The sequence below is a fragment of the Peptoniphilus sp. Marseille-Q6390 genome (assembly GCF_965119475.1).
Map to the genome: position 1 here is coordinate 922,963 of NZ_CBCPLS010000001.1, position 24,298 is coordinate 947,260.

The 24,298-nt window shown below is 32.2% G+C and carries 29 protein-coding genes; 2 read left to right on the top strand and 27 right to left on the bottom strand.

All coding sequences use genetic code 11. The features are described 5' to 3' along the window. Positions 1 to 5: 5 nt before the first annotated feature. The 18 genes from ACWPVO_RS04495 to ACWPVO_RS04580 all read right to left on the bottom strand — a co-directional run bounded on the left by ACWPVO_RS04495 (position 6) and on the right by ACWPVO_RS04580 (position 14,922). On the bottom strand, positions 6 to 788 hold the full coding sequence (locus tag ACWPVO_RS04495) for a phosphatidate cytidylyltransferase (RefSeq protein ID WP_195444378.1): 783 nt from the start codon (positions 786 to 788) through the stop codon (positions 6 to 8). A gap of 2 nt (positions 789 to 790) precedes the next feature. Further along, the gene (locus ACWPVO_RS04500) at positions 791 to 1,516 is read right to left on the bottom strand and encodes an isoprenyl transferase (protein WP_454206828.1); all 726 of its coding nucleotides are present in this window, start codon (positions 1,514 to 1,516) and stop codon (positions 791 to 793) included. A gap of 45 nt (positions 1,517 to 1,561) precedes the next feature. Then, the gene (frr, locus tag ACWPVO_RS04505) at positions 1,562 to 2,119 is read right to left on the bottom strand and encodes a ribosome recycling factor (RefSeq protein WP_454206830.1); all 558 of its coding nucleotides are present in this window, start codon (positions 2,117 to 2,119) and stop codon (positions 1,562 to 1,564) included. Positions 2,120 to 2,128: 9 nt separating this feature from the next. Continuing rightward, positions 2,129 to 2,833 (bottom strand): UMP kinase, encoded by a 705-nt coding sequence (gene pyrH / locus ACWPVO_RS04510; RefSeq protein ID WP_005956531.1) that lies wholly within the window; start codon positions 2,831 to 2,833, stop codon positions 2,129 to 2,131. Between the two features lie 16 nt (positions 2,834 to 2,849). Continuing rightward, positions 2,850 to 3,494 (bottom strand): translation elongation factor Ts, encoded by a 645-nt coding sequence (tsf, locus tag ACWPVO_RS04515; RefSeq protein WP_412621393.1) that lies wholly within the window; start codon positions 3,492 to 3,494, stop codon positions 2,850 to 2,852. A gap of 71 nt (positions 3,495 to 3,565) precedes the next feature. Continuing rightward, positions 3,566 to 4,339, bottom strand: a complete 774-nt coding sequence (gene rpsB, locus ACWPVO_RS04520) for a 30S ribosomal protein S2 (protein WP_270675276.1) — start codon at positions 4,337 to 4,339, stop codon at positions 3,566 to 3,568. A 246-nt stretch (positions 4,340 to 4,585) separates the two neighbouring features. Beyond that, a complete protein-coding gene (locus ACWPVO_RS04525; RefSeq protein ID WP_454206833.1) occupies positions 4,586 to 5,128 on the bottom strand; it encodes a rubrerythrin family protein in 543 nt (180 codons plus the stop codon). Positions 5,129 to 5,237: 109 nt separating this feature from the next. Next, positions 5,238 to 6,305: a peptide chain release factor 1 gene (gene prfA, locus ACWPVO_RS04530; protein WP_454206835.1), complete on the bottom strand. Its 1,068-nt coding sequence runs from the start codon at positions 6,303 to 6,305 to the stop codon at positions 5,238 to 5,240. An 8-nt stretch (positions 6,306 to 6,313) separates the two neighbouring features. After that, positions 6,314 to 7,144 (bottom strand): peptide chain release factor N(5)-glutamine methyltransferase, encoded by an 831-nt coding sequence (gene prmC, locus ACWPVO_RS04535; RefSeq protein WP_454206837.1) that lies wholly within the window; start codon positions 7,142 to 7,144, stop codon positions 6,314 to 6,316. A 42-nt stretch (positions 7,145 to 7,186) separates the two neighbouring features. After that, a complete protein-coding gene (gene rpmE, locus ACWPVO_RS04540) occupies positions 7,187 to 7,390 on the bottom strand; it encodes a 50S ribosomal protein L31 (protein WP_005956574.1) in 204 nt (67 codons plus the stop codon). Positions 7,391 to 7,538: 148 nt separating this feature from the next. Beyond that, complete coding sequence (gene rho / locus ACWPVO_RS04545; protein ID WP_454206839.1) at positions 7,539 to 8,963, bottom strand: transcription termination factor Rho; 1,425 nt, start codon at positions 8,961 to 8,963, stop codon at positions 7,539 to 7,541. 8 nt (positions 8,964 to 8,971) lie between these two features. Further along, a complete protein-coding gene (glpX, locus tag ACWPVO_RS04550) occupies positions 8,972 to 9,937 on the bottom strand; it encodes a class II fructose-bisphosphatase (RefSeq protein ID WP_005956561.1) in 966 nt (321 codons plus the stop codon). 1 nt (position 9,938) lies between these two features. Further along, positions 9,939 to 10,592, bottom strand: a complete 654-nt coding sequence (fsa, locus tag ACWPVO_RS04555; RefSeq protein ID WP_454206841.1) for a fructose-6-phosphate aldolase — start codon at positions 10,590 to 10,592, stop codon at positions 9,939 to 9,941. A 5-nt stretch (positions 10,593 to 10,597) separates the two neighbouring features. Continuing rightward, positions 10,598 to 11,074, bottom strand: coding sequence for a 2-C-methyl-D-erythritol 2,4-cyclodiphosphate synthase (ispF, locus tag ACWPVO_RS04560; RefSeq protein ID WP_454206843.1), 477 nt, complete (start codon positions 11,072 to 11,074; stop codon positions 10,598 to 10,600). Then, the gene (gene ispD, locus ACWPVO_RS04565; protein WP_454207186.1) at positions 11,071 to 11,772 is read right to left on the bottom strand and encodes a 2-C-methyl-D-erythritol 4-phosphate cytidylyltransferase; all 702 of its coding nucleotides are present in this window, start codon (positions 11,770 to 11,772) and stop codon (positions 11,071 to 11,073) included. The genes ispF and ispD overlap by 4 nt, the downstream gene beginning before the upstream one ends. Positions 11,773 to 11,776: 4 nt before the next feature. Continuing rightward, positions 11,777 to 13,219 carry a peptidoglycan D,D-transpeptidase FtsI family protein gene (locus ACWPVO_RS04570; RefSeq protein WP_454206845.1) on the bottom strand — a complete coding sequence of 481 codons (1,443 nt, stop codon included), beginning with the start codon at positions 13,217 to 13,219 and terminating at the stop codon, positions 11,777 to 11,779. Further along, positions 13,212 to 14,477 (bottom strand): FtsW/RodA/SpoVE family cell cycle protein, encoded by a 1,266-nt coding sequence (locus ACWPVO_RS04575; protein ID WP_285072127.1) that lies wholly within the window; start codon positions 14,475 to 14,477, stop codon positions 13,212 to 13,214. Before ACWPVO_RS04575 ends, ACWPVO_RS04570 begins: the two co-directional genes overlap by 8 nt. Positions 14,478 to 14,481: 4 nt before the next feature. Continuing rightward, entirely contained in the window at positions 14,482 to 14,922 is a 441-nt protein-coding gene (locus ACWPVO_RS04580) for an FHA domain-containing protein (RefSeq protein ID WP_060800220.1), read from the bottom strand. A 125-nt stretch (positions 14,923 to 15,047) separates the two neighbouring features. On the opposite strand from ACWPVO_RS04580, the gene ACWPVO_RS04585 reads away from it, so the two are divergent. Both ACWPVO_RS04585 and ACWPVO_RS04590 read left to right on the top strand, forming a co-directional pair. Continuing rightward, positions 15,048 to 15,656 (top strand): regulatory protein RecX, encoded by a 609-nt coding sequence (locus ACWPVO_RS04585; RefSeq protein ID WP_454206848.1) that lies wholly within the window; start codon positions 15,048 to 15,050, stop codon positions 15,654 to 15,656. Further along, positions 15,657 to 15,953 (top strand): GIY-YIG nuclease family protein, encoded by a 297-nt coding sequence (locus ACWPVO_RS04590; protein WP_454206850.1) that lies wholly within the window; start codon positions 15,657 to 15,659, stop codon positions 15,951 to 15,953. 39 nt (positions 15,954 to 15,992) lie between these two features. Here ACWPVO_RS04590 and ACWPVO_RS04595 read toward each other — a convergent pair whose 3' ends face one another. The 9 genes from ACWPVO_RS04595 to ACWPVO_RS04635 are packed head-to-tail and all read right to left on the bottom strand — an operon-like array spanning position 15,993 to position 24,217. Then, on the bottom strand, positions 15,993 to 17,825 hold the full coding sequence (locus ACWPVO_RS04595; RefSeq protein ID WP_454206852.1) for an ATP-binding protein: 1,833 nt from the start codon (positions 17,823 to 17,825) through the stop codon (positions 15,993 to 15,995). An 8-nt stretch (positions 17,826 to 17,833) separates the two neighbouring features. Continuing rightward, positions 17,834 to 18,778, bottom strand: a complete 945-nt coding sequence (locus ACWPVO_RS04600) for a DNA double-strand break repair nuclease NurA (RefSeq protein ID WP_454206854.1) — start codon at positions 18,776 to 18,778, stop codon at positions 17,834 to 17,836. Continuing rightward, complete coding sequence (gene rsmI / locus ACWPVO_RS04605) at positions 18,775 to 19,569, bottom strand: 16S rRNA (cytidine(1402)-2'-O)-methyltransferase (RefSeq protein ID WP_454206856.1); 795 nt, start codon at positions 19,567 to 19,569, stop codon at positions 18,775 to 18,777. Before rsmI ends, ACWPVO_RS04600 begins: the two co-directional genes overlap by 4 nt. Next, positions 19,566 to 20,255, bottom strand: coding sequence for a tRNA1(Val) (adenine(37)-N6)-methyltransferase (locus tag ACWPVO_RS04610; protein WP_454206858.1), 690 nt, complete (start codon positions 20,253 to 20,255; stop codon positions 19,566 to 19,568). Before ACWPVO_RS04610 ends, rsmI begins: the two co-directional genes overlap by 4 nt. After that, positions 20,252 to 21,430 (bottom strand): CapA family protein, encoded by a 1,179-nt coding sequence (locus ACWPVO_RS04615; RefSeq protein ID WP_454206860.1) that lies wholly within the window; start codon positions 21,428 to 21,430, stop codon positions 20,252 to 20,254. Before ACWPVO_RS04615 ends, ACWPVO_RS04610 begins: the two co-directional genes overlap by 4 nt. After that, positions 21,427 to 22,038, bottom strand: a complete 612-nt coding sequence (locus ACWPVO_RS04620) for an epoxyqueuosine reductase QueH (RefSeq protein WP_454206862.1) — start codon at positions 22,036 to 22,038, stop codon at positions 21,427 to 21,429. Before ACWPVO_RS04620 ends, ACWPVO_RS04615 begins: the two co-directional genes overlap by 4 nt. A gap of 42 nt (positions 22,039 to 22,080) precedes the next feature. Beyond that, the gene (gene lgt / locus ACWPVO_RS04625) at positions 22,081 to 22,836 is read right to left on the bottom strand and encodes a prolipoprotein diacylglyceryl transferase (protein WP_412594457.1); all 756 of its coding nucleotides are present in this window, start codon (positions 22,834 to 22,836) and stop codon (positions 22,081 to 22,083) included. Further along, complete coding sequence (gene deoC / locus ACWPVO_RS04630) at positions 22,833 to 23,492, bottom strand: deoxyribose-phosphate aldolase (protein WP_454206864.1); 660 nt, start codon at positions 23,490 to 23,492, stop codon at positions 22,833 to 22,835. Before deoC ends, lgt begins: the two co-directional genes overlap by 4 nt. Next, positions 23,492 to 24,217 (bottom strand): YebC/PmpR family DNA-binding transcriptional regulator, encoded by a 726-nt coding sequence (locus tag ACWPVO_RS04635; protein ID WP_454206866.1) that lies wholly within the window; start codon positions 24,215 to 24,217, stop codon positions 23,492 to 23,494. The genes deoC and ACWPVO_RS04635 overlap by 1 nt, the downstream gene beginning before the upstream one ends. Between the last annotated feature and the right edge of the window lie 81 nt (positions 24,218 to 24,298).

Consider the following 24,298-nt stretch of genomic DNA (forward strand, 5'->3'; position numbering starts at 1 on the left):
CCTCCTTAAATAAAGTGGTACAAAATAAAAACGAGAGGACTTATAAAAATTAGACTGTCAAATCTATCGAGTATCCCTCCGTGTCCTGGCAAAATTTGTGCATAATCTTTTATCCCTGTATATCTTTTTATTTTTGATGCAAATAAATCTCCAAATTGACCAGCAATAGACGCAAGCATAATAAGAAGAATTACAAGAATATTAATGTCATAAATATAATTATACTTGTTTAACAATGTGAAATAGACAGAAGTTAAAATTATAGCAAAAAAAGTTCCGCCAAGAGCTCCTTCAACGGATTTATTTGGACTCACTCTTTCGATTAGTTTGTGTTTTCCAAATGTAGATCCTACAAAGTAAGCAAAAGTATCAGTGGAGAAGGCAATTACAAAAGCTGAAATAATTATGTAAATGTCATCTAGACTTCCAAGTAAATTAAGAAAAAACACAAGATAAAAATAAGCCATATTTGTAAAGGAGTAATTGCTCAAAGTATAGTCTTTTAAAAGAACATATAAAGAAGAATTAAATATGAAATATAAGACTAGGGCAAAGGTTAAATTTTTATCTAGAATTGAAAATAAAAATGTTATTAAGGCACCAAAAAGCAAGCTGGGTAAATAAAGTTTTATCCCTTTATTAATAAGAGCATTGTAAAGTTCTCTTATTGCTTCTATTGTTATAACAAAAATTGAAAATTTAATGGCATTTAAACCTAAATAAAATATTAAAATTAATATAGCTATGCCCACTATACCTGTGGAAACTCTTTTTTGTAAATCTGTCAAGATTATAATCCTCCGTACCTTCTATTGCGGTTTTGAAAATCACAAATGGCTTTGTAAAATTCTTCTTCGTGAAAGTCTGGCCACAATATATTCGAAAAATAAAACTCACTATAGGCTAACTGATAGAGTAAAAAATTTGAAACTCTAAGCTCACCACTTGGTCTTATAAGCAAATCTAAGTCCTCTTGTCCTCTTGTATATAAGTAATCTTTGAAAGATTCAGTATTTATTTCATCTAGAGAGATGTTGCCAGCAATAAGATCTTCGCAAATCATTTTGCTAGCTCTTACAATTTCACTTTGACCACCATAATTTAGACCAATATTTAATATCATTTTATCATTTGATTTTGTTTCCTGCAATGCAGCGTCTATTAGCTTTACGATTTTATTAGGAAATACTTTATAGTCTCCCAAGACTTTTATCCTAATATTATTTTTCTTTATTTTTTCAAGTTGGCTTTTTATATAAAAGGCAAGCAGATCCATCAACTTAGATATCTCTTCCTCTGGTCTTTTCCAGTTTTCAGTTGAAAAAGCATAGAGAGTTAGAGATTTTACATTAATCTTATATGCAGCTTCAACAATTTCTATAACTCTTTCACTTCCTTCTTTATGACCAAAAGTTCTGGGCATTTTTCTATTTTTTGCCCATCTACCGTTGCCATCCATAATAATACCAATATGTTTTGGTATATTTCTTAAGTCTAATTGTTCGTAATAATTCATAAAACTCCTTAAAAAAAGAGCCTTAGAATAATCTAAGGCTAAAAATTAAATTTCCATAAGTTCTTTTTCTTTATCTGCTGCTACACTATCAACATCTTTGATGTATTTATCTGTTAACTTTTGAATATCTTCTTCATAAGTTTTTCTATCATCCTCAGATATTTCTTTAGCTTTTTCTGCTTTTTTAATATCTTCCATAGCGTCTCTTCTAATGTTTCTGATTGAAACCTTAGCTTCTTCACCATATTTCCCTACTAACTTCGTAAGATCTTTTCTTCTTTCTTCAGTTAGTTGAGGTATAACAAGTCTGATAATTTTTCCATCATTTGAAGGAGTTATTCCTAAATCAGATTTTTGAATTGCTTTTTCAATTTCAGGAATTAAAGTTGCGTCCCAAGGTTGAATTGCAAGAAGTCTAGCTTCCGGTGCAGATAGACTAGCAACTTGATTAAGTGGAGATTGTTGTCCATAATAATCAACATAAATTCTATCTAATAAACTTGTATTAGCACGTCCTGCTCTTATTGACTGAAGTGATTCAGTAAGTGAGTCAATAGATTTTGACATTCTTGACTCAGTATTTTTCTTAAGATCAGATATCATAATATCCTCCTATTTAACATTAGTACCAATGTCTTCGCCACAAACAACTTTATACATTGCATCTTCCTCATCTATTCCAAATACTTGAAGTGGAATATTGTTGTCCATACAAAGTGTAGTTGCTGTAGCATCCATGATTTTTAAGTTTTTATTTAAAATCTCCCTATATGTTAAGTTGTCAAACTTCTTAGCATCAGAATTAATGTTAGGATCAGAATCATAGATTCCATCTACACCCTTCTTAGCTAATAAAATTATATCAGCATCAATTTCTGCGGCCCTAAGTGCAGCTGCTGTATCTGTTGAGAAGTATGGATTACCAACTCCTGCAGAAAATATAACTACACGACCCTTTTCCAAGTGTCTTATAGCACGCCTTCTAATATAGGGTTCAGCAACTTGCTTCATTTCGATAGCAGTTTGCACACGAGTAATAACGCCTAATTTTTCTAAAGAGTCCTGCAATGCCAAAGCATTCATTACAGTACCTAGCATACCCATATAATCAGATGTAGCACGGTCTATATTGTTTTCGTCTCGTCCTCTCCAAAAGTTTCCGCCACCAACAACAATACCAGTTTCTACTCCTGAATCATAAATTTTCTTAACTTGCTTAGCAATTAAATTAACATAATCCATGTCAATACCAACGGTATTTGATCCTGCTAGTGCTTCTCCACTGAGTTTTAAAACAATTCTCTTATATTTTGGCATTTACTCCTCCAATTTGTTATCCTATTTGTTTTGCTACTTCTTCTGCAAAGTCTTCTTCTCTTTTTTCAAGACCTTCGCCAACTTCATATCTAACAAATCTTCTGATTTTAATATTTTCGCCTATTTTTGCAATTAGATCATTTAGAATATCTCTAATTTTCTTGTCTGAATCTTTAATGAAGTCTTGGTCAAGTAGACAAATTTCTTCATAGAATTTTTCAAGTCTACCTTGAACCATTTTTTCAATAATGTGTTCAGGTTTATTTTCGCCTCTTGCTTGTTCAGTTAAAACGTTCTTTTCGTGTTCAACTTCTTCAGCAGGAACTTCTTCACGACTTACGTATTTTGGAGCAACTGCTGCGATTTGCATTGCAATGTCCTTAACAAAGTTTTGGAATTCTTCATTTTTAGCAACGAAGTCAGTTTCTGAGTTAACTTCAACTAGAACACCGATTCTTCCACCGTGTACATAAGCTTCAACTATACCTTCAGAAGCAATTCTTGAAGATTTTTTTGCAACAGAAGCTAGTCCTTTTTCTCTTAAAAAGTCTACTGCCTTATCCATATCACCATTTGTTTCTGTTAAAGCTTTCTTGCAGTCCATCATACCTGCGCCAGATTTTTCTCTTAATTCTTTAACCATTGCTGCTGTAATAGCCATTTTAATTCACTCCTTATTTATTTTAAAAAAAGAGAGTTATAAAGGATTACTTTAGAACTCTCGAAATATCTTTACTCTTCTATAGCTGACTTTTCATCCTCAACTGCTTCTTCTTCAGAAACTTCTTGAGCGGATTCATCATAATCTGTATCTTCAATTTGACTGCCTTGTTTTCCTTCGATAACTGCATTAGCAATTGTTTCAGTAATAAGTTTTACTGCTCTAATAGCATCATCGTTTCCTGGAATTGGAATATCAACTTCTTCAGGATCACAGTTTGTATCTACGATACCGATAACAGGAATTCCTAAAATATGTGCTTCTTTAACTGCAATATTTTCTTTTTTAGGGTCTACTACAAATAAAGCTTTAGGCATACCCTTCATTTCCTTAATTCCACCTAGGAATTTTTCAAGCTTTTCTCTTTCGTGAAGTAATTGAGCAACTTCTTTTTTAGGAAGAACATCAAAAGTTCCATTTTCTTCCATTTCATATAGTTTGTAAAGTCTTTCAATTCTATTCTTTATAGTTTTGTAGTTAGTTAAAAGACCACCTAACCATCTTTGGTTAATGTATGGCATACCGCATTTAGTAGCTTCTTTTTCAATTGCATCTTGAGCTTGTTTTTTTGTACCTACAAAAAGAACTTCGCCACCATTAGCTGCAACTTCTCTTACAAAATCGTAAGCTTCTTCTACTTTTTTAACTGTTTTTTGAAGGTCGATTATATAAATACCATTTCTTTCGGTAAATATAAATCTCTTCATTTTAGGGTTCCATCTTCTAGTTTGGTGTCCAAAGTGCACACCAGCTTCTAATAAGCTTTTCATTGAAATTACTGACATTTAAGCCACCTCCGTGTTTTTTTCCTCCATTTTCATCCTTTATCATAGGGACCAAATTGGCAACTCCAGTGATATCAGAAAATGTGTGTATTTCTTACCGGATAAAAGTATACCACAGGCAAGAGAAATTAGCAATAAATACTTTGATTTATAATAATTTTTTCAATTTAAAGTATATAGCTTCTTTAGATTTTTATAATAAAAAATCTCCCCATCATAAAGATGAAGAGACTTTTTTAACAAAAATTAGTAAGCAACAAATTTGCTTCCTGCACATCCGCAGATTGGACATTTATCTTCTTCTTCAAAAGTAATATAGCCACATACTGGACATAGGTAGATGTTTTCAACATCTAAATCTTTTCCAGAATCAACAGCTTCTTTAGCTGTAGCAAATCTTTTAGCGTGTACTTCTTCTGCTGCTGTAGCAAATCTCATTGCCTTAACAGCTTCTTTTTCGCCTTGCATTTCTGCAACTGCGATAAAAGCTGGATACATTTGAGTTGATTCAAAAATTTCTCCGCCTCTTGCTGCTTCAAGATTTTCAGAAGTTGAATTAATTCCAAATCCTGCCATTGATGTTACAGCAAAATCGCCTGAAACATCTTTCATAGCCTTGAAGTGAAGTGTAGCGTGAATTTTTTCAGCATCAGAAGTTGCATCAAAAAGTCTTCTAACGTTTTTGAAACCATCTTTTTCTGCGCATTCGCCCCAGATATTGTATCTAGTACGTGCTTGAGATTCTCCGCCGAATGCTGATCTTAAATTGTCACTTGTCATTTGATTCATAATATTACCCCCATAATATTTAATAATAAAACTACCACCATCATTATAGAATAATATTAATGAAAAATCAAATGAAGCATTAAAAATATACTAATTAAATATTTTAATTTTAGGAAATCTTTTCAATTTTTTGTGTTTGGTCATAAGTTATGAGGGCATCAATTATTTCATCAAGATCCCCATCATTAATAGCATCAATCCTGTGAGATGTTAAGTTGATTCTGTGATCAGTTACCCTTCCTTGAGGATAGTTATAAGTTCTTATTCTTTCAGACCTATCTCCAGTTCCTATTTGTGAAGATCTTTCCATGGATTCTTTTTCACTTTGTTCTTGAAGTTTTAAATCATAAAGTTTAGATCTTAAAAGCTTCATAGCTTTTTCCTTGTTTCTTAGTTGAGACTTTTCATCTTGGCATGAAATAACTATTCCCGTTGGAATATGAGTAAGTCTAACTGCAGAGTCTGTAGTGTTAACACATTGTCCACCATTCCCAGATGCACGGAATACATCAAACTTTATTTGAGTTGGGTCAATTTCTATATCAACATCTTCAGCTTCAGGAAGCACAGCAACTGTAGCAGTAGATGTGTGAATCCTTCCCCCACTTTCAGTCTCAGGCACTCTTTGAACTCTGTGAACTCCAGATTCATACTTAAGTCTTGAGTATGCTCCATTTCCAATTATCATGAAGACAATTTCCTTGTAGCCACCAATGCCTATTTCATTTGATGATATTGTTTCAACCCTAAATCCAGATCTTTCTGCATATCTAACATATTGCCTATAAAGAACGCCAGCAAATAATGCAGCTTCATCCCCACCTGCTCCAGCTCTAATTTCTACCATTACGTTTTTGCTGTCATTTTTATCCTTAGGAATCAAAAGAATTTTTAACTCGTTTTCTAGCTCTTCAACTTTTTTAGTAGCTTCGTTAATTTCTTCTCTAACTAAATCTTTAAAATCATCATCTAATTTTTCTTTTATTAATTCTTTATTTTCGTTTAGTGAATTTAAAGTTTCTTTATAAGCTCTATACTTTGTTACAATTGGTTCAATCTCAGCATGTTCAATTGCTTTTTGTTGATAAAGCTTAGAGTCATTTATAACTTCAACACTGCTAAGATCCTTTTCTAATTCTATTAATCTATCTTCAAAAACCGAAAGTTTTTCGTACATAATTACCCCTACATTTTTAACTGTCCAACTACTACTCTATCTAAGTTATTTAAGTCTTTATAAACTTCAACCTTAAACTTATCTTTCATCAAATTACAAATATCTTCTGCCTCATCGTGTCCTATTTCAAATACCAAAAAACCCTTATGATTCAAAAACTCAGGAGAAGACTTTATTATACTTCTATAAAAGAATAGTCCATCCTCTCCACCATCTAGAGCAAGTCTTGGTTCGTAATCTTTTACTTCAACCTGTAGATTTTCTATCTCACTTGACTTTATATAAGGAGGATTTGAATAGATTAAATCAAACTTTTCATTGATATTAGAAAATAAATCACTATTTATTATTTTTATTTTTGAGTTTAATTTTTCTTTATTAATTCTAGTGTTCTCTATTGCTTTCTCACTTATATCAACAGCTGTAACATCAATTGAACTTTCAAGATCCATACTAATGCTTACTATACCAGTACCACAACCAATTTCCAACATATTATTTATTTGATTGTTTTCTATTATATTCAAGATTTTTTCTACTGATATCTCTGTATCCTGTCTTGGTATTAAAACACCTTCTATGACCTTAAAAGTTCTTCCATAAAAATCTTCCTCACCTAAGATATATTGAAGTGGAATTCCTTTTTGTCTTTTTTCTAAAATTTCAAAATATTTATTTTCTATCTTTGAATCTAATAAGTCTTCGTCATGAGATACTAAATAGGATAAGTCCTTATTTAATAAATCGCTTAAGATTCTTCTAGTTTCATAAATTGGGTCAGTGTATTCTAAATCTTTTAAATAATCTCTGCCTTCTATTAAGGCTTCTTTAATTTTCATAAATTTAAGTAATAAAAAAGGTTAGCTATGCTAACCTCATTGTCATTTATTTCTCTTGTATCTGCTATTGAATTTTTCAATTCTTCCGCCGTGATCAGAGAGTTTTTGCTTTCCTGTAAAGAAAGGATGACAAGCTGAACAAATTTCAACTTTTAAATCTTCTTTAACGGATCCTGTTTTAAAAGTGTTGCCACAAGCACAAGTTACTGTAGCTTCTTTATAATCTGGATGAATTCCTTTTTTCATTGTTTAGCCCCCTTAAACTTATTTTATAACTCAATTTTAATATTATAACATATTTTTCACTCTAGTGCAAACACAACTATTTGCTTAATTATTATACAATATTCCAATTGATTTATCAAGATTTTAACAAATAAATTCTTATTTAAGATTACTTATTCAAAAATTCTTTATTGCTTTTTGTTTTTGAAAGTTTATCTAAAAACTTTTCAGTTACTTCCTCTATATTTTCTTGACATAATTTATTTCGAAAATCATAGTTAAATTCTAACTCATCTTTATTCAATAGGAGTTCTTCTTTTCTAGTTCCTGACTTTAGAATATCAATTGCAGGAAATATTCTTTTTTCAGATAAGCTTCTATTAAGATGAAGTTCCATATTTCCTGTGCCCTTAAATTCTTCAAAGATTACATCGTCCATCCTAGAACCAGTATCAACTAAAGCTGTAGCTAGTATAGTAAGACTTCCACCCTCTTCTATATTTCTTGCAGCTCCAAAAAATCTTTTTGGTTTATGAAGTGATAAGGGATCAAGTCCTCCTGATAAAGTTTTTCCACTTGCAGGGGTGATTAAGTTATAAGCTCTTGATAATCTCGTTAGGGAGTCAAGTAAAATTACAACATCTTCCTTGTTCTCTACTAATCTCTTCGCTCTATCAATCACCATCTCTGCCACCCTAGTATGATTTTTGGGATTTTCATCAAAGGTTGAATAGACGACTTCTCCCTTGACTGATCTCTTCATATCTGTAACTTCTTCAGGTCTTTCATCAACTAGCAATACTATAAGATGAAGATTTGGATAGTTGCTGTTTATAGATTTAGAAATTTTCTTTAGTAGAGTTGTTTTACCAGACTTTGGTTGTGATACAATAAGTCCTCTTTGACCAAGGCCCACTGGAGCTAGGAGGTCAATAACCCTCATAGCAGTATCTTCAGTTTCTAAATCTAGTTTCTTTTTAGGATAGATTGGTGTCAAATTATCAAAAAAAGGTCTGTTAATAATTTTTGAAGGATGAAGCCCATTTACTGACTTAATATATAAAAGAGCATTAAAGTTTTCACCGTCTTTTGGTGGAGATTTCACTCCAAGAACTTCGTCGCCATTTCTAAGTCTAAACTTCCTTATTTGTGATGGAGACACATATATATCATCTTCACTAGGTAAATAGTTTACTCTTCTTAAAAAACCATATCCATCTTGGTGAAGCTCTAGAATTCCCTTTACATAGTCTTTATCATCAAGATTTTTTAAAGTCTTAGCAGCATTATCGGATAAGTCTAATTCTTCTATTTTTTTTGATTCTCGTTTTTCTTTGATGACTTCTATAAGTTCATCTTTTTTTAAAGAGTAAGATTTTTCAATTCCACATTCTTTAGCTAGGTCTCTAAGCTCTGAAACTTTAAGTTTATTTAAGTCTTCATCGCTTAGTAACATATTTGGAAGCTTACCCTTCTCTATAAAGTGTTTTAATTCTTCAATATTATAATTTTCTGCATCTTTAAGTCCTAGAGAAGAAGAAATTTTTCTCAGGTCCTCAATTGATTTGTTATTCAATTCATTATTATTAGTCATGATAAGAATTATTTAGCATAATCTGGTTTTAAATCAAGAGAGTGAACAGATTTTATAAATCTTTGAGTTCCACTTGGTAGTCTTAATACAAGAGTATCTGTCTTAGCCTTGTTGTCACCATAGTATTTTACTCCGTCAAGAATTTCTCCTGAAGTGATACCTGTTACTGAAAAGATAACTTCATTACCCTTTACAAGGTCATCAATAGAATAAATTTTCTTTAAATCTGAATGAAGGTCTCTACACCTAGCTTCTTGTTTTTCATCAGTTGGATGAAGTCTTCCTTGGAAGTCACCGCCAAGACATTTTAGTGCTGCTGCTGCTATAACGCCTTCTGGTGCTCCGCCTCTACCAATTACTAAATCAATACCTGAATCTTCGTAACAAGTTTCAATAGCAGTTACAATATCTCCGTCAGAAACTTTTTTTACTCTTGCTCCAACAGCAATGATTTCTTTTATAATCTCTTCGTGTCTTGGTCTATCAAGAACTGCAACTGTTATTTCTTCAATATTTTTGTTAAGTGCCTTAGCTACTCTTTTAACATTTTCAGATGGAGAATCATCAAGCTTGATTGCTCCCTTAGCTTTTGGACCGCAGGCAATTTTGTCCATGTAAATGTCTGGTGCATTTAAAAGGCATCCCTTAGGTGCAACTGCAAGAACAGCTATGGAGTTATCAGTTCCATTTGCTATGGAGTTTGTACCATCGATTGGGTCTACGGCAATATCAACTTGGTCTTCTCCTTCTCTTGTACCAATTTTTTCTCCAATATATAGCATAGGAGCTTCGTCAATTTCACCTTCACCAATAACTACAGTTCCGTCAATATCAACTGTGTCAAACATTCTTCTCATTGCATCTACTGCAGCTCCATCTGCTGCATTCTTATCGCCTTTTCCAAGCCATTTACCAGCTGAAAGTGCTGCTGCTTCTGTTACTCTTGCTAAGTTTAATGCTAAATTTCTGTCCATCTTACTTCTCCTTTGTCTTTACATCTTTAAAATCTTCTAAGAATTTTTTTAAACCCTTATCTGTTAACTCATGCTTAATCATTTCCTTAAATATCTTATAAGGAATAGTGCCTATATCAGCACCAGTTTTTGCTACATCTTCTACATGATTAATATGTCTAATACTTGCTGCAATAATTTGAGTTTCATATCCATATTCTTTAAAAATATATGCAATGTCTGCTACTAGATCTAAACCAGACTCTCCAATATCATCAAGTCTTCCCATAAAAGGACTTACATAAGTTGCTCCAGCATTTGCTGCAAGAAGGGCCTGTGAAACTGAAAATATAAGAGTTACATTAGTCCTTATACCTTCCTTACTAAGAATGCTTACAGCTTTGAGTCCTTCTTCAATCATTGGAATCTTAATAACAATATTTTTTGATATCTTTGCAAGTTCTCTTGCTTCCTTAAGCATTCCATCTAAGTCTGTAGAAATAACTTCAGCAGATATATCTCCATCTACAATTTCAGTTATTTCCTCAATTACATCTTCAAAAACTCCCCCATTTTTTGCTATTAGGCTAGGGTTTGTTGTGACTCCTGACAGGACTCCCCAGGAGTTGATTTCTTTAATTTCCTCAATATTAGCAGTATCGATAAAAAACTTCATTTTATTTAATCATCCCTTTCAAGTAATACAACAGCTTGGGAAGAGATTCCTTCTCCTCTTCCAACAAAGCCAAGTTTTTCTGTGGTAGTTGCTTTTATAGAAATATTTTCTATATCTGTTTTTAATATATCTGCTATTGTTCTTCTCATATAGTCAATATGATTTGCAAGCTTTGGTGCTTGACAGGCAACAACAGAATCAATATTTCCAATTTTATAATTTTTTGATTTCATTATTTCATAAACTCTATTTAATAAAACTTTTGAATCAATATCCTTATATTCATTGTCATTATCTGGGAAGTGATATCCAATGTCTCTTAGAGCAAGAGCTCCTAAAATGGCATCCATTATTCCGTGAATAAGTACGTCTGCATCAGAATGACCTAGAAGTCCCTTGTCATATTCTAACTCAATGCCACCAATTATAAGTTTTCTATCTTCAACTAGTTTATGAACATCATAACCAATTCCAATTCTCATATTTTCACCTTCTTCACAAGTATCTGTGCTATAGATAAATCTTCTCTTGTTGTAATTTTTATGTTGTCATAGGAGTTGTAAATGAGTTTAACTTTAACTCCTGTCTTTTCAACTAAGGAACAGTCATCAGTACCGTAATAGCCTTCTGAGTAAGCCTGATTATAGGCCTTCATTATTATATCTTTTTTAAAGACCTGTGGAGTTTGCACCTGCCAAAGCCTATCTCTGTTTGGAGTATAGTCTACTGTTTCTCCATCAGTAGATACTTTTATAGTATCTTTAACAGGATTTGCAAGAACGCAAGCACCAGTATCCATTACGTTCTCAATAGCTTCGTCGATTTTATCAACAGAAACAAAAGGCCTAGCTCCATCGTGGGTTAAGACGATATCCGTTTCATAGGGCATATTTAATAGTCCATTGTTAATGGAGTCTTGCCTCTCCTTGCCCCCATAAACAATTTTGTAGTCCATATTAATGTTATATTTTTCAATAATATCATCTACATATTTCATGTCGGATTCTTTCACAATGAGGATTAAAAAGTCAAGGTATTTGGATTTTTCAATTTTTTTAATGGTATGAGCAAGAATTGGAATACTATCAATTGTTAAAAACTGCTTGTTAATTCCCATTTTCATTCTTTTGCCCATACCTGCTGCTGCAACTATAGCAGTAACAAATTTTTCCTTATACACAAAATCACTCTTCTTCAAGTTGTAAATTATTAATAGCGTACTTTAAAAGTTCTCCAGCAATAGGAGCAGCTGCTTGAGATCCGTAATCTTTTACATTAGGTATAACTACTGATATTGCAACTTGTGGATCATCTGCTGGTGCAAAACCAACAAACCAAGCATTATTAGTTCCTTCTTTAAGGTCTAGTTGTGCAGTACCTGTTTTACCAGCTACCTTTAGGCCTGAAACATAAGCTTCTGTACCAGTACCATTATTTACAACATTAACCATGTATTTTGTAATTTGGTCAGCATTTTCTTTTGATGTAACTTCACTTAAAACTGTCGGCGTATTTCTCAATACATTCTTGCCATCAGATGAATCAATTTTCTTTACAAGGTGTGGTTGCATCATAACACCATCATTTGCAATAGTAGATGCAATCATACACATTTCAAGAGGTGTTACTAGTATAGTATCGTGGCCTATTCCACCTGCAGCAAGTGCAGTTCTGTCAAATCCATTTCTCTTAAAGGTCCAAGTAGAAGTTTCTAAAGGAAGTTCAAAATTTACTTTTTTGTTAATCATATACTTTTCAGAAACTTGGCCCATTATGTCAATTCCCATATCAACAGATTTTCTTACGAAATAAGTGTTAAGGGAATTTGTAAAAGCCCTTTTAAGGTCCACCCTACCATAGATTTTGTTTCCAGCATTCTTAAACTCTCTACCATTATCTATCTTTTCCATTCCCTCATCAGTGTATTTTTGAGAAATTCCTGACTCAAGAATAGCAGTTGTAGTTACAATTTTATAAACTGAACCAGGCGCAAACTTACCCTTTGTAGCACTATTAAAGAGAGCTCCATTATTGGCTTCATTAATTTTTTGCATGTCCTGAGCAATATTTTGAGAATTGAAGTCTGGTAGAGATACCATTGAAAGAACTTCGCCTGTCTTTGGATTCATTATTACAACGGAACCCTTATCTGAATTAGCAGATAAAACCGACCTAGTTTTTTCTTGCAAGGCTGTGTCTGTTGTAAGAGTAATATCATCTCCAGTGTATGGATCGTAATTTTTATTTATAATTGACTTAAAGGTTTTTAAAATTTTAGACCCTTCCTTGCCAACTAAGTAATCGTTTAATTCCTTTTCAAGTCCATACTTGTCAACTATCTTATCTGAATAACCTATTATGTGAGAATAAATTATTGGTTGATTATAAATTCTGTGATAATTATATTTTTCTCCATTGGAATAGGCTAAAACTTCGTGATTTCTATCATAGAAAGTTCCTCTTTTAACGGAATTTTCCCTTAATTCACTTCTTCTATTAGCAGGATGCTTTATAATATCATCTGCCTTAAATACGGTAAAATAAGTTAAATATATAATTGGAGCAACTAATAAAAACATTAAAAATACAAGTAAGACTAAAATTCTCTTATTATCTTTACTATTCATTGTCTACTCCTTTTTCGTATTTATATGATAAATCTTCGCTTGTTACTTGTAAAATTCCCAGTGCAACAAAACTTGATATCAACGAACTACCTCCATAAGAAATAAAAGGTAAAGTTAAACCAGTCATTGGAATAAGCTTTATTACACCACCTATATTCAAGAAGGCTTGTACAGTGAAAAGAATTGCTACTGATAAGGCAAGAATTCTATAAAATAAATATTCTTGATTAAGAGCAATCTTAATGGCCCTATAAACTAGAAGCATATAGAGCATTATTATTCCAATTCCAGTTAAGACTCCCATTTCTTCACAAATAGCTGAGAAGATTACATCTGAATAAGCAAAGGCGATTTGCTTTGGATAACCCAAGCCAATACCTTGACCTATAAAGCCACCCTCTCCTATTCCAAATAGAGATTGAACAATTTGCCTTGCAGAGTTTACAACCTTATCTGCAGTCCAAGGGTTAAGCCAAATATCCACCCTGTTCCTAACGTGGGAGAATAAAAAGTATCCTGCAACGGATCCTATAGCCATTAAACCAACATTAACAAGAATAGACATCCTATCCTCGTCATATATATACTGGATAAGAGTGTAGATAGCAATAAAAATTGCAGCAGTACCTAAATCTCTTTGGATAAACAAAAATCCCACAAAAATATATATTACTCCCATTAAGTAATATGAAGTATATTTATAATTTAATTTTTTTAATCTTGTTTGGAAAGTTGTATAAAAAGAAGCTATTAAAAATATAACTAAAATTTTCGTGAATTCGGATAACTGAATTGTTATACCTTCAGAAATTTCTATCCAGTTTTTAGCTCCGTACTTAGATGGAGCGAGAATTATTGTTAATAAGAAAAATAAAATAGAAAGTCCTAAATAAAGACCTGTCATGTACTCTAGTCTTCTCATTGCCCTTATTATAAAATAAGTCAAATAAAAAACTAAAATACCTGCTAATACCCATATTAACTGCCTTAGTCCAAGCTTTGGCGACAACCTATATATGGTTATTATCCCAAGACTCAAAAGCATGGAGACTATTAAAAATATATAATTATCCCCAGAAGAAACTTTACCGAGGACTAAATTTGAAATATAAACAATTAAAATTAGTCCTAAAAATAAAATTACTATGTACCTATCAATATTATTGTTATTAAAAGTAAATAGTAATAAGATACTTAAAATTTCAAAAATTAATAGTAGGTTTCTAGGTTTTCTCTGTTTAAAAATTTTATCTAACACAATTTCACCTTTTATCTACAAAAATAAATTGAATGAAGCCAACTCCAATTTTGTCATTGTTTTGAAGTTCAATTAGCTCATTAGGATCAATTTTTACACCATTTAAAAAAGTTCCATTGGCAGAACCCAAGTCTTCTAAATAATACCTTTGATTCTTTTCACGGATTAGTAAATGATTTTTACTTACGAATTTATCTTTTATAACAACATCATTTCTTGAACTCCTGCCAAGACTTATGTCACCTTCAATGACATAGTACTCCTGCATTTTAAAGTTCAAGGAATCAAGTCTATTTACGACTTTTAGATAAGCCTCATCGAGGGAGCCTCCCCCACTTGTCATGCTCTTAACATCGAGATACATTAGTCTTAAAATACTAAAAATAAATAGATAGATTAAGATTATGAACACATACCTCAATACTTGCGAGATTAACTCAAACATTTTACACCTCTCAGTCTTAAACTCTATCTAATTATATACTTTTTGCTTGTAATTTTCCAATATTTTGTTAAATAAGATGAATTGGGGAAACTTGTGATTTATGATAAAATAAAGTCGGTGATAAAATGATTATTTCTAATATAAGTTTTGAAAAGAAAAAATTTCATGTTAGCTTTGATAATGGCGAGGAAATAAAAATTTCTGAAGACACACTCGTGAACTTTGGACTTTATAAGGGGCAAGAAGTTGAAGAAGAGTTTGTTGAGAACCTAAAGTTTGAAGATGAGAAGTCTGAAGCCCTCCTCTTGTCTTACAAGTTTTTACAAAGGAACAAGACTAAACACCAACTAGTTGATTATTTATATAAAAATAAAATTCAAAGAGACATAATTGATCTCGTCTTGCCTATTCTTGAAGAGAAAAAATATTTAAATGATGAAGACTACGCAAGAAGATATCTTAGTGATGCCTTAAATATAAAAAAATATGGGAAGATTAAGACTAGATACATGCTAATGTCAAAGGGTATTGATAAAAAAATAATAGAAAAAGTTATGGAAGATTATGACTACGAGTTAGAGTATATGAATGCCCTTGAACTAATAGAAAAACGCATATCAAAAGATGAGACTGATCCAAAAATAATTAATTCAGCAAAGAATTATCTTCAAGGTCGTGGTTTTGAGTTTGAAATAATTAATTTCACTCTTGATGACTACTTAAGTGGTGAGTAGATGACCGCTTACGTTTACATTTTAAAATGCTCCGATGGAAGTTTATATACCGGCTACACTCTTGACCTCGATAAGAGATTAAAGACTCATAAGGCAGGCAAGGCTTCAAAGTACACTGCAACAAGGCTACCTGTTAAAATGGTATTTAGCGAAGAGTGTTTAGATAAATCAGATGCCTTAAAAAAAGAATACTTTATAAAAACTTTAACTAGGGATAACAAATTAAAATTAATCAACAAGAAAAAATCATTACAAGACTTATATGAAGCTTACCTTATAAAAAAATCAAAAAAATAAAGACCTAAGTTTAAATTAATATTAAACCTAGGTCTTTTTTTATTTGATCTTATACATTTCCGTTAAGAAGTTTGTCTCTTTTTCAATCATTTCTATTTCACATAACTTATCCAAGTTGTTTTTAAATTCATCATAGGACAAATTATCTCCAGATTTTTTGTTGTAATTCATAAGAGCTCCATTTAGATTTGATGTGTCAATTGGAAGTAAATCTTTTATATCTAAAAAGAACTTTTCATAAACTTCATTGTCGTGAGCTGTCAGTTCGTCAAAGGGATTTTCGGTATGAGGAGATACTGTATTTGCAGCCCTAATTCTTACAAAGGAAGTCCTGCCCTTCTTCGCTGAAGAAATGAAAACATCCCCTGAACTCAAATAAGGAAGTCTCTTTGTCTCATCTGATGATAAGTCAGTTTCTTCCCTAATGGTATCAATGTCTGATGCCCTAACTGTTCTAAAAATTAATTTTGTATTTAACTGAGCAGTTATTGTTTCATCAAGGAGTGTTGGCCTTTGTGTTGCAAGAATTAAAAACACGCCATACTTTCTTCCCTCTTGAGAAATTTCACGCAAGATGGATTTTGAAGGTGTATCAAAACCCTTAGGAGCAAAGTTATGGGCCTCATCAGTAATTATTATAAAAGGTGGAAAATAATCAACCTTAACATTGTTTCTATAAAGTTCGTCTCTGTATTCTTTTCTCAAGTAATATAATTTTGCTAAAAGATAAGTAGAGAATACATTTATCATTCTTGTTGACCCTTGAAGTACAACTAACTTTCTTCTCTTTAATAGGTCTAAAAGCTCGTCAATATTATGCGAAAATATTCCTTCCCCTTGGAGAGTCATTAACCTCCACAAGACTCCACGAACGCTCATAGAATTACAAGTCTTGTCATATCTTTCATAAATATCTAAGACTTCTTCAAGTCTATCTCTTCTTGTTTGGTCCTCTTCAATTGCTATCTCTGATAAAATTTTATCTCTTGATCCAATCTCTTGTCCTTCTAATAATAAGTCCAACTTATTCTTAAAAGAATCAAAGCTTGCGCCCTTTGAAAGCATGACATCAATTACATTGTTCATGGAATCAGTTAAGGGCGATGCTGCATTTAAAAGATTTTTTAAATCTCTTTTTTGTAGCTCCTGAAATTTTATTCCTGTATGAATTCCAATTTCTAAACACTTAAATTTGTCAGTATAGTCCTTGTTAGAAATTTCAGAATTATTTGTAAAGTCCATTTCATAATGAGGGTCCATTACAATTGCAGGAACACCCATTTCCATAAGCTCTTCTAAAACAACTCTTAGACCAAAGGACTTACCACTTCCTGAACCACCGAAAACTCCTATGTGAGGGTATTGGTGCATGGACTTATAATCAAATAAATAAGGAAGCTCTCTTTGTTTTATAAATTCCTTATTTTGAAAAGTTGAAAATAAATCTTTATATACGTTATCCATTCCTTCAGCTATGTTGTCAGTATTTTTTATAGAACCAAGAATAAGTGATTCCTTAGGAAGGGTATCAATTAATAAGTTTTTTATCTCATCAAAGACTGGCGCTCTTAAATCGCTACCTGTTAGGGGCGGATATAAAAGTTCTTCAAAGAATCTTAGCTTGGCTACATAAACTGTTTCATCTCCAACATCATATCCCATGGATCCAAGTGATGATAAGACGTCACTATCTACAAAGTCCCCACCAATATCAAGAGGAATGAATCGGTTAAAAGTTTGTGAGTCCACAACTTCGCCAATGATATCGCCTTGAACTGGATCTTCAACTATTAAAAATTCATTGTTCCTAAAGTTTTTGTCCTTAGAACCAATATATACTTCTCTTGTTGTTGTTACTCCAAGTACCTTCATATTTCCTCCTATAGGCTTCTCTTATCTCTTTCAGAAATGAAGAATCTTTCATAAACATCTCTATCTAGGTATTCCTCCAAAAGAGTTGTTAGAATCTCATCAGTTATCTTTACATCCTTGTCAACTATATCTAACCATAGGGGAACTCCCCTTGATGACATTGGTGTTAGGGTGTAGATGAGGTTAGATATTTCTTCCAAATACTTTTCTTGTGTGTCTAAGATATCAAGACCTACTGCACCAGGGAACTTTGATGTTCTCATAAAGGCTGATGAAAATCCTTCCCCTAGTCCATCCTTAATAAATTTTTTATTAATTTCATTGCGAATTAAAACTGCTTCACCAGTCTTAAGTCTATTAAATAAAATTTCTCTGTCATAAATACTCTCGTCTATCTCAAGACTTCTTGCAATTACATTTGTTTTTAAGTCTTTTATTACGCCAAAGAGTACTATATTTTTGGCTTCGCAAGTCTCTCTAAGCTCTGTAAACAAATCAAGACAATTGATTTTATATCTTATAAAGCCACCATCCATCATTAAGTAGTCAAAATCATATTTATTAATGTATTCAAGGGCAGTTTCAATTTCAATTGTCGCAAGATATTTTTGCGATAGATTTTTATCTTCATAAATATCATTTAGTGTGGGTGTGTAGACCTTGTTTTTATATACTTCATTACCGTCAGTTGACTTGGCAAGTCCTTGAAAAATTTCTATAAAATGAGGAAAGGCTCCACCAGACCTATTGTTAGATCCATCAACACCAACAGTCCTCTTATATTTAGAAAGTTTTTCCTTAGGAAATTTTTCCATTTCAATAAGTCTTCCTACATTTTCTGTAAGCTCTTTTCTAAAAGTATCTTTGTCAAGGCTAAAGATAAAATCATACTTATCCTTTAGATTCTTATTTACTTCTCTAAGCTGACCCTCAAGATCTTGTAAGTTAATCATAGGTCTAAACTCTCCTTGTAAACATCATTTTTAGGAAGATTATATTTTTTTGAAACTTCTTTTACTGCCTGAGACTTTTTCTTTCCAGACTTTAATTCTTCTTCAAGTAGACTTTTAATATCGTAAACTTTTTCTTCATTGTTACCTTCAAGAACTATAACAAATTCTCCCTTTTCTACAATATCTTTTTCTAGTATTTCTGATGTTGTGGACCTAATTGTTTCTTCAAAGACTTTGGTAATCTCTCTTGAAATAGAAATTTTTCTTTCACCAAAAACTTCATATACGTCTTGTAAAAAGTCCTTAATCCTGTGAGGTGCTTCATAAAAAATCAAAGTAAATTTTAAATCTTTTAGGCTTTCAAATTCTTTTTTTCTGCTATTTGATTTACTTCCAGTAAAGCCATAAAAAGTAAAATGATCTGTATCAAGTCCTGATAAAACCAAGGCTGTTAAAGCTGCATTAGCTCCTGGCAAAACCCTAAAGTCAATATTTTCTTCAATGAGTTTTTTAACTAAGACTGATCCTGGATCACTTATTCCTGGCATACCTGCATCAGTTACAAGGGCTATGTCCTTGTCATCTAAATGTTCAATGATTTTTTCAGACATTTCTGCTTCATTAAACTTATGATAAGTTCTAAGATCCTTATTAATATCATAGTGATTTAAAAGCTTTAAGGTAACTCTCTTATCTTCTGCATAAATTATATCTACTGACTTTAAAATCTCTATTGTCCTAAGACTTATGTCTCCCAGGTTGCCTATGGGAGTTGGACAAAAATAAATCACAAGATCACCTCATTTCTATAAACTCTTTTCATCTCGTCTGTATAGTCTTCTCCTTGTCTTATGTAAAAATCTCTAAAGCCATTGCCAAAATTGCCCTGCTTCCTTGCAATTACAATAGAATTTTTTGGAATCTTGTTTAAGTTGCCATGGATATTGATTATATGTTTTACTCTCAAACCAGCTAGATTAATCTTATAAATAAGTTCTGCCAACCTGTAAGTTGGATAAATAATATGAAGATTTCCAGAGTTCTTTAAGAGATAGTTAACTATGTAAAGGCTCTTCTCAATATCAAAAAAATGTTTTGCAGGAATTGTTTCAAATTTTATATTTTCATAATCATAATAAGGCGGATTAAAAACTATAGAATCAAAATAATTTGTTACATAAACTTCTTTTAAAGCAAAAATATCATTTTCTATTATTTTTATCTTATCTTCAAGTTTATTTACTCTTAGGGATTCTCTAAAGTTTTCTAAAACTATTTTGTTAATGTCTACAGAATGAATTTCTTCATACCTATCAGCTATTCTTAGGGACAAGATTCCATTACCACAGCCTAAGTCAAGAGTCTTCTTTCCCTTCTTAACAAAGGAAGAGAGTATCAAAGAATCTGTGGTGTACTTAAACTCATCTTCATTCTGAAAGATTATAAAATTTGTACCTGGTACTTGGTCCTTCTTCATATTTCACCTTGTAAAACCCCAAGGGCTTCCTTGTATTTTTTATCAGCAGAATTTTGTAAATTTTTATCTATTCCATTACTTAATTTTCCGCCAGGTCTTATATCTTGAAGTTTAACCACATCATAATTAAGCCTACCATTGGCCCTGTACCTATTAACATAGGTTGGTTGGACTTCAAAAGACTTTAAGTTTGTGACTCCACTTATATTGTCCTTTTCAATTTCCAATTTTACAAGGGCTCCTGTGTCAACTCCAGATTTTTTTAAATTTTCTACCCTTTGGTTGGATAAGGCATTACCCATTGAATAGATCGTAAAGAGTTTTTTATTATTAATTTCTTCTACTTCATATCTTTGTAAAACATGAGGATGAGATCCTAAAATAATATCTGCTCCATACTCGTGGAGTTTTTCCTTTAAGAAGATTTGTCTTTCACTTGGATGATGCTGGTATTCATTTCCCCAGTGAGGATAAACTATTACTATGTCAGAATTATCTTTAAGGTTTTTTATATCTCCAGCAACGTCTTGTGAGAAGGTATTAACAGAATACTCCTTATTTCTCATTAGGGAGTCCATTCCATTTAAGGTATCTGTAAAGGATATTAATCCAATTTTTATTCCATTCTTTTCAACAATAATTCCCTTTTCGCCCTCTTCAGCTAAAGTTCCAAAGGACTCCATACCACTTTCTTTAATATGACTTATAGTTTCTGCTACCCCATCAAGACCTGTGTCAAGGGCATGGTTGTTAGCAGTAGATAAAATATCAAATCCAGCATTTTTTAAAGAATAGATTGACTCCTTAGGAAAGTTAAACATAGGAAAACCAGATAATTTTCTATTTGAGTTTACTGATCCTTCAAAATTAGCAATAGCTATGTCTGCTCCATTAATATCTTCTGAGATATTTGCAAAAATAGGAGTAAAGTCATAGCTTTCACCAGTCCTGTAGTTTTTGACAATAGGTTGATGAAAAATCATGTCTCCCATGGCAAGAATTTTCACTTGAGTCTTGTCTTCTTTTTCTTCGTCTGCATCTTTATTGTTTTCAAGCTTTTCACTACTTACTGTATTTGTATTTTCAAACTTAAAATCAGTTTTATATGCAATAAATAAGCTCAAGCTTAAAAAGAAAACAAGAGAAATAATAAAAATATTTTTAAAATTTTTCAATCTTCCCTCCTTGAAAATTCACAACCACAATAATCTTGCCTATACATATTAAACTTATCTGTTAACTCAACAGACCTTCTAAAACCATTCTTTTTCTTAAAATCTGAAAATAAATATTTAACCTTGTATTCCTTGGACAAAAGGTCTCCCAACCTATTTAAGATTTGTGAATCCTTGTGAGGCGAAATAGAAAGTGTTGTTGTAAAATAATCATAATTATTTTCTGCAGCAAATTCTGCTGCCTTCTCCATTCTCTGCCTATAGCATTTTAAGCACCTAGGTCCACCTTCTTGGTATTTTTCAAAACCTTTGACGTAATCAAGAAACTCATCATGGTCGTACTTAATGACCCTTACTTCTATTTCATCTTCAAGGCCAAGATTTTTTACAAGTTCAACCTGTTCGTCAGCCCTCCTGTAAAATTCCTCTTCCCTATCGATGTTTGGATTGTAATAAAATACATCAATGTCAAAGTATTCATTAATTCTTTCTAAGATTGCAGAAGAACATGGACCGCAACAAGAATGCAAAAGTAGTCTCGGCTTATTATTTTTGTCTATAGTTTTTATTACTTTTTCCATTTCCAAATTGTAATTAATCTTATTCAAAATATCACCTATAAAATTAGACTAGTCGCCTAGTCTAATAAATCATTTATTCTCTTGTCTACTTTTTGCTATAAATCTTATGGCTAGTCCAAAGATAACAATTCCTATACTCACAAGTTGTGAAACTCTGAAGTCGCCAATATAGAGAGAGTCAGTTCTCATTCCCTCAATAAAGAATCTTGCAATACCATAAAATATTAAATAAAAAGATATTAATTGTCCTTCAAATTTTTGCTTCTTTGAAAGATAAAAATATAAAAACAAAAATATTAAAAAGTTTACAAAGGATTCATAAAAAAATGTTGGGTGAACCCTTTGTCCATCTACTAAAATTGCCCAGGGTACATTGGTAACTCCACCGTGAGCTTCTCCATTAATATAGTTGCCCCACCTGCCAATTGATTGGGCAAGGGCAAGACCTGGTGCAATACAATCTGCCAAAGTCCAAAAGTTTATTTTCTTAACCCTTGTAAAAATATAAATTGTAAGACCACCAGCAATTATGCCACCATAAATTGCTAGTCCACCATTCCTAATTGCAAAAATCTCATTTAAGTGTTGACTATAATAGTCCCATTCAAATATTACATAATAAAGCCTTGCTCCCAAGACTCCAATTATAACTGCAAATAATGAAACATCATTTCCTACATCCTTATAGAGTCCATTTTTGTAAGATTTTTTCTTTGCCATGGATTCTGTTATAAGAATTGCCAAGAAAACTCCAAGAGCAATTAAGATTCCGTACCATTTAACCTCTAATCCAAAAATTGTAAAGGCAACTGGATTTATATTCATAGTGACTTGCTTTCTTTGTAAATATTAACTCCAGCAGATACACCAAGTCTGTCGGCTCCCTTTTCAATCATTTCTAAGGATTTTTTGTAGTCTCTAATGCCACCGCTAGCCTTAACCTTAACTCTTTCTGACACAGATTTTCTCATCAAGGCAACGTCTTCTGAGTCTGCTCCTGAAGTTGAAAAACCAGTTGATGTTTTAACAAAATCTGCTCCAGCTTCATCTGAAAGTTCACAAGCCTTAACAATTTCTTCTTTAGTTAAAAGACAGTTTTCAAGTATAACCTTTAAAAGGGCCCCATTTTCATGACAAACTTTTGCAATTTCTTGAATTTCTTCTTTAACTAGGTCATATTTTTTTGACTTAAGAAGTCCAATATTTATTACCATGTCAATTTCATTGGCACCATTTTTTATAGCGTCTTCTGTTTCAAAAACTTTTACTTCTTTTGTGTTAGCACCTAGTGGAAAGCCAATAACAGTACAAACTTTAACATCAGTGTCCTTTAAGCTTTCAGCACTTTTTTTAACCCATACTGGATTTACACAAACTGAGAAAAAATTATATTCTTTAGCTTCTTCTAAGATTTTTTCAATTTGTTCTTCTGTGGATTCTGGCTTTAATAAAGTATGGTCAATAATTCTATTAATTTCCATTAGTCTCTCTCCCATGAAGTAAATACATCTGTTACATCATCGTTATCCTCTAGGGCATCGATTAACTTTTCCATGTTCTTAATATCATCTTCATTATCTAAAGCAGTTTCAGTTTGAGGAATGTAAGTTATATCAGATTCAATGAAGGAGTGGCCTTCATCTTCTAGTGCCTTTCTTACATTGTGATAGTCTTCTGGTTCAGTAATAATTTCATAGGCTTCTCCCCTATCAACTACGTCTTCTGCTCCAGCATCAATTGCAATTAAGGTAAACTCATCTTCATCAAGGCCTTCTTTTAATACACCAAGTGATCCTTTTTTATCGAACATAAAAGAAACACAACCTGGTTGACCAAGATTACCCGCAAATTTGTCAAATAAATGTCTTATTTCTGGTGCAGTTCTATTTCTATTATCTGTTAGGCAGTGAACCATAACAGCAACCCCACCTGGGCCATAGCCTTCGTAAACAATTTCTTCAAAGTTATCGTCATTGTCTCCGCCACCAGCTTTGGCAATGGCTCTTTCTATGTTATCATTAGGCATGTTTTCTGCCTTAGCCTTATCTATTGCAACCTTAAGTGATGGATTATAATCTGGATCAAGTCCACCTTCCTTAGCTGCTACAGTTATTTGTCTTGCAAGTTTTGTAAAAATTTTACCTCTTCTTGCGTCTTCCTTACCTTTTTTATTTTTAATATTATTCCATTTAGAATGTCCTGACATCTAATCACCTTTCTATATAAATCGATTTTTAAGCATATTGAATATTATATTACATAAGTTTAGTAATCGTCAATATTATGG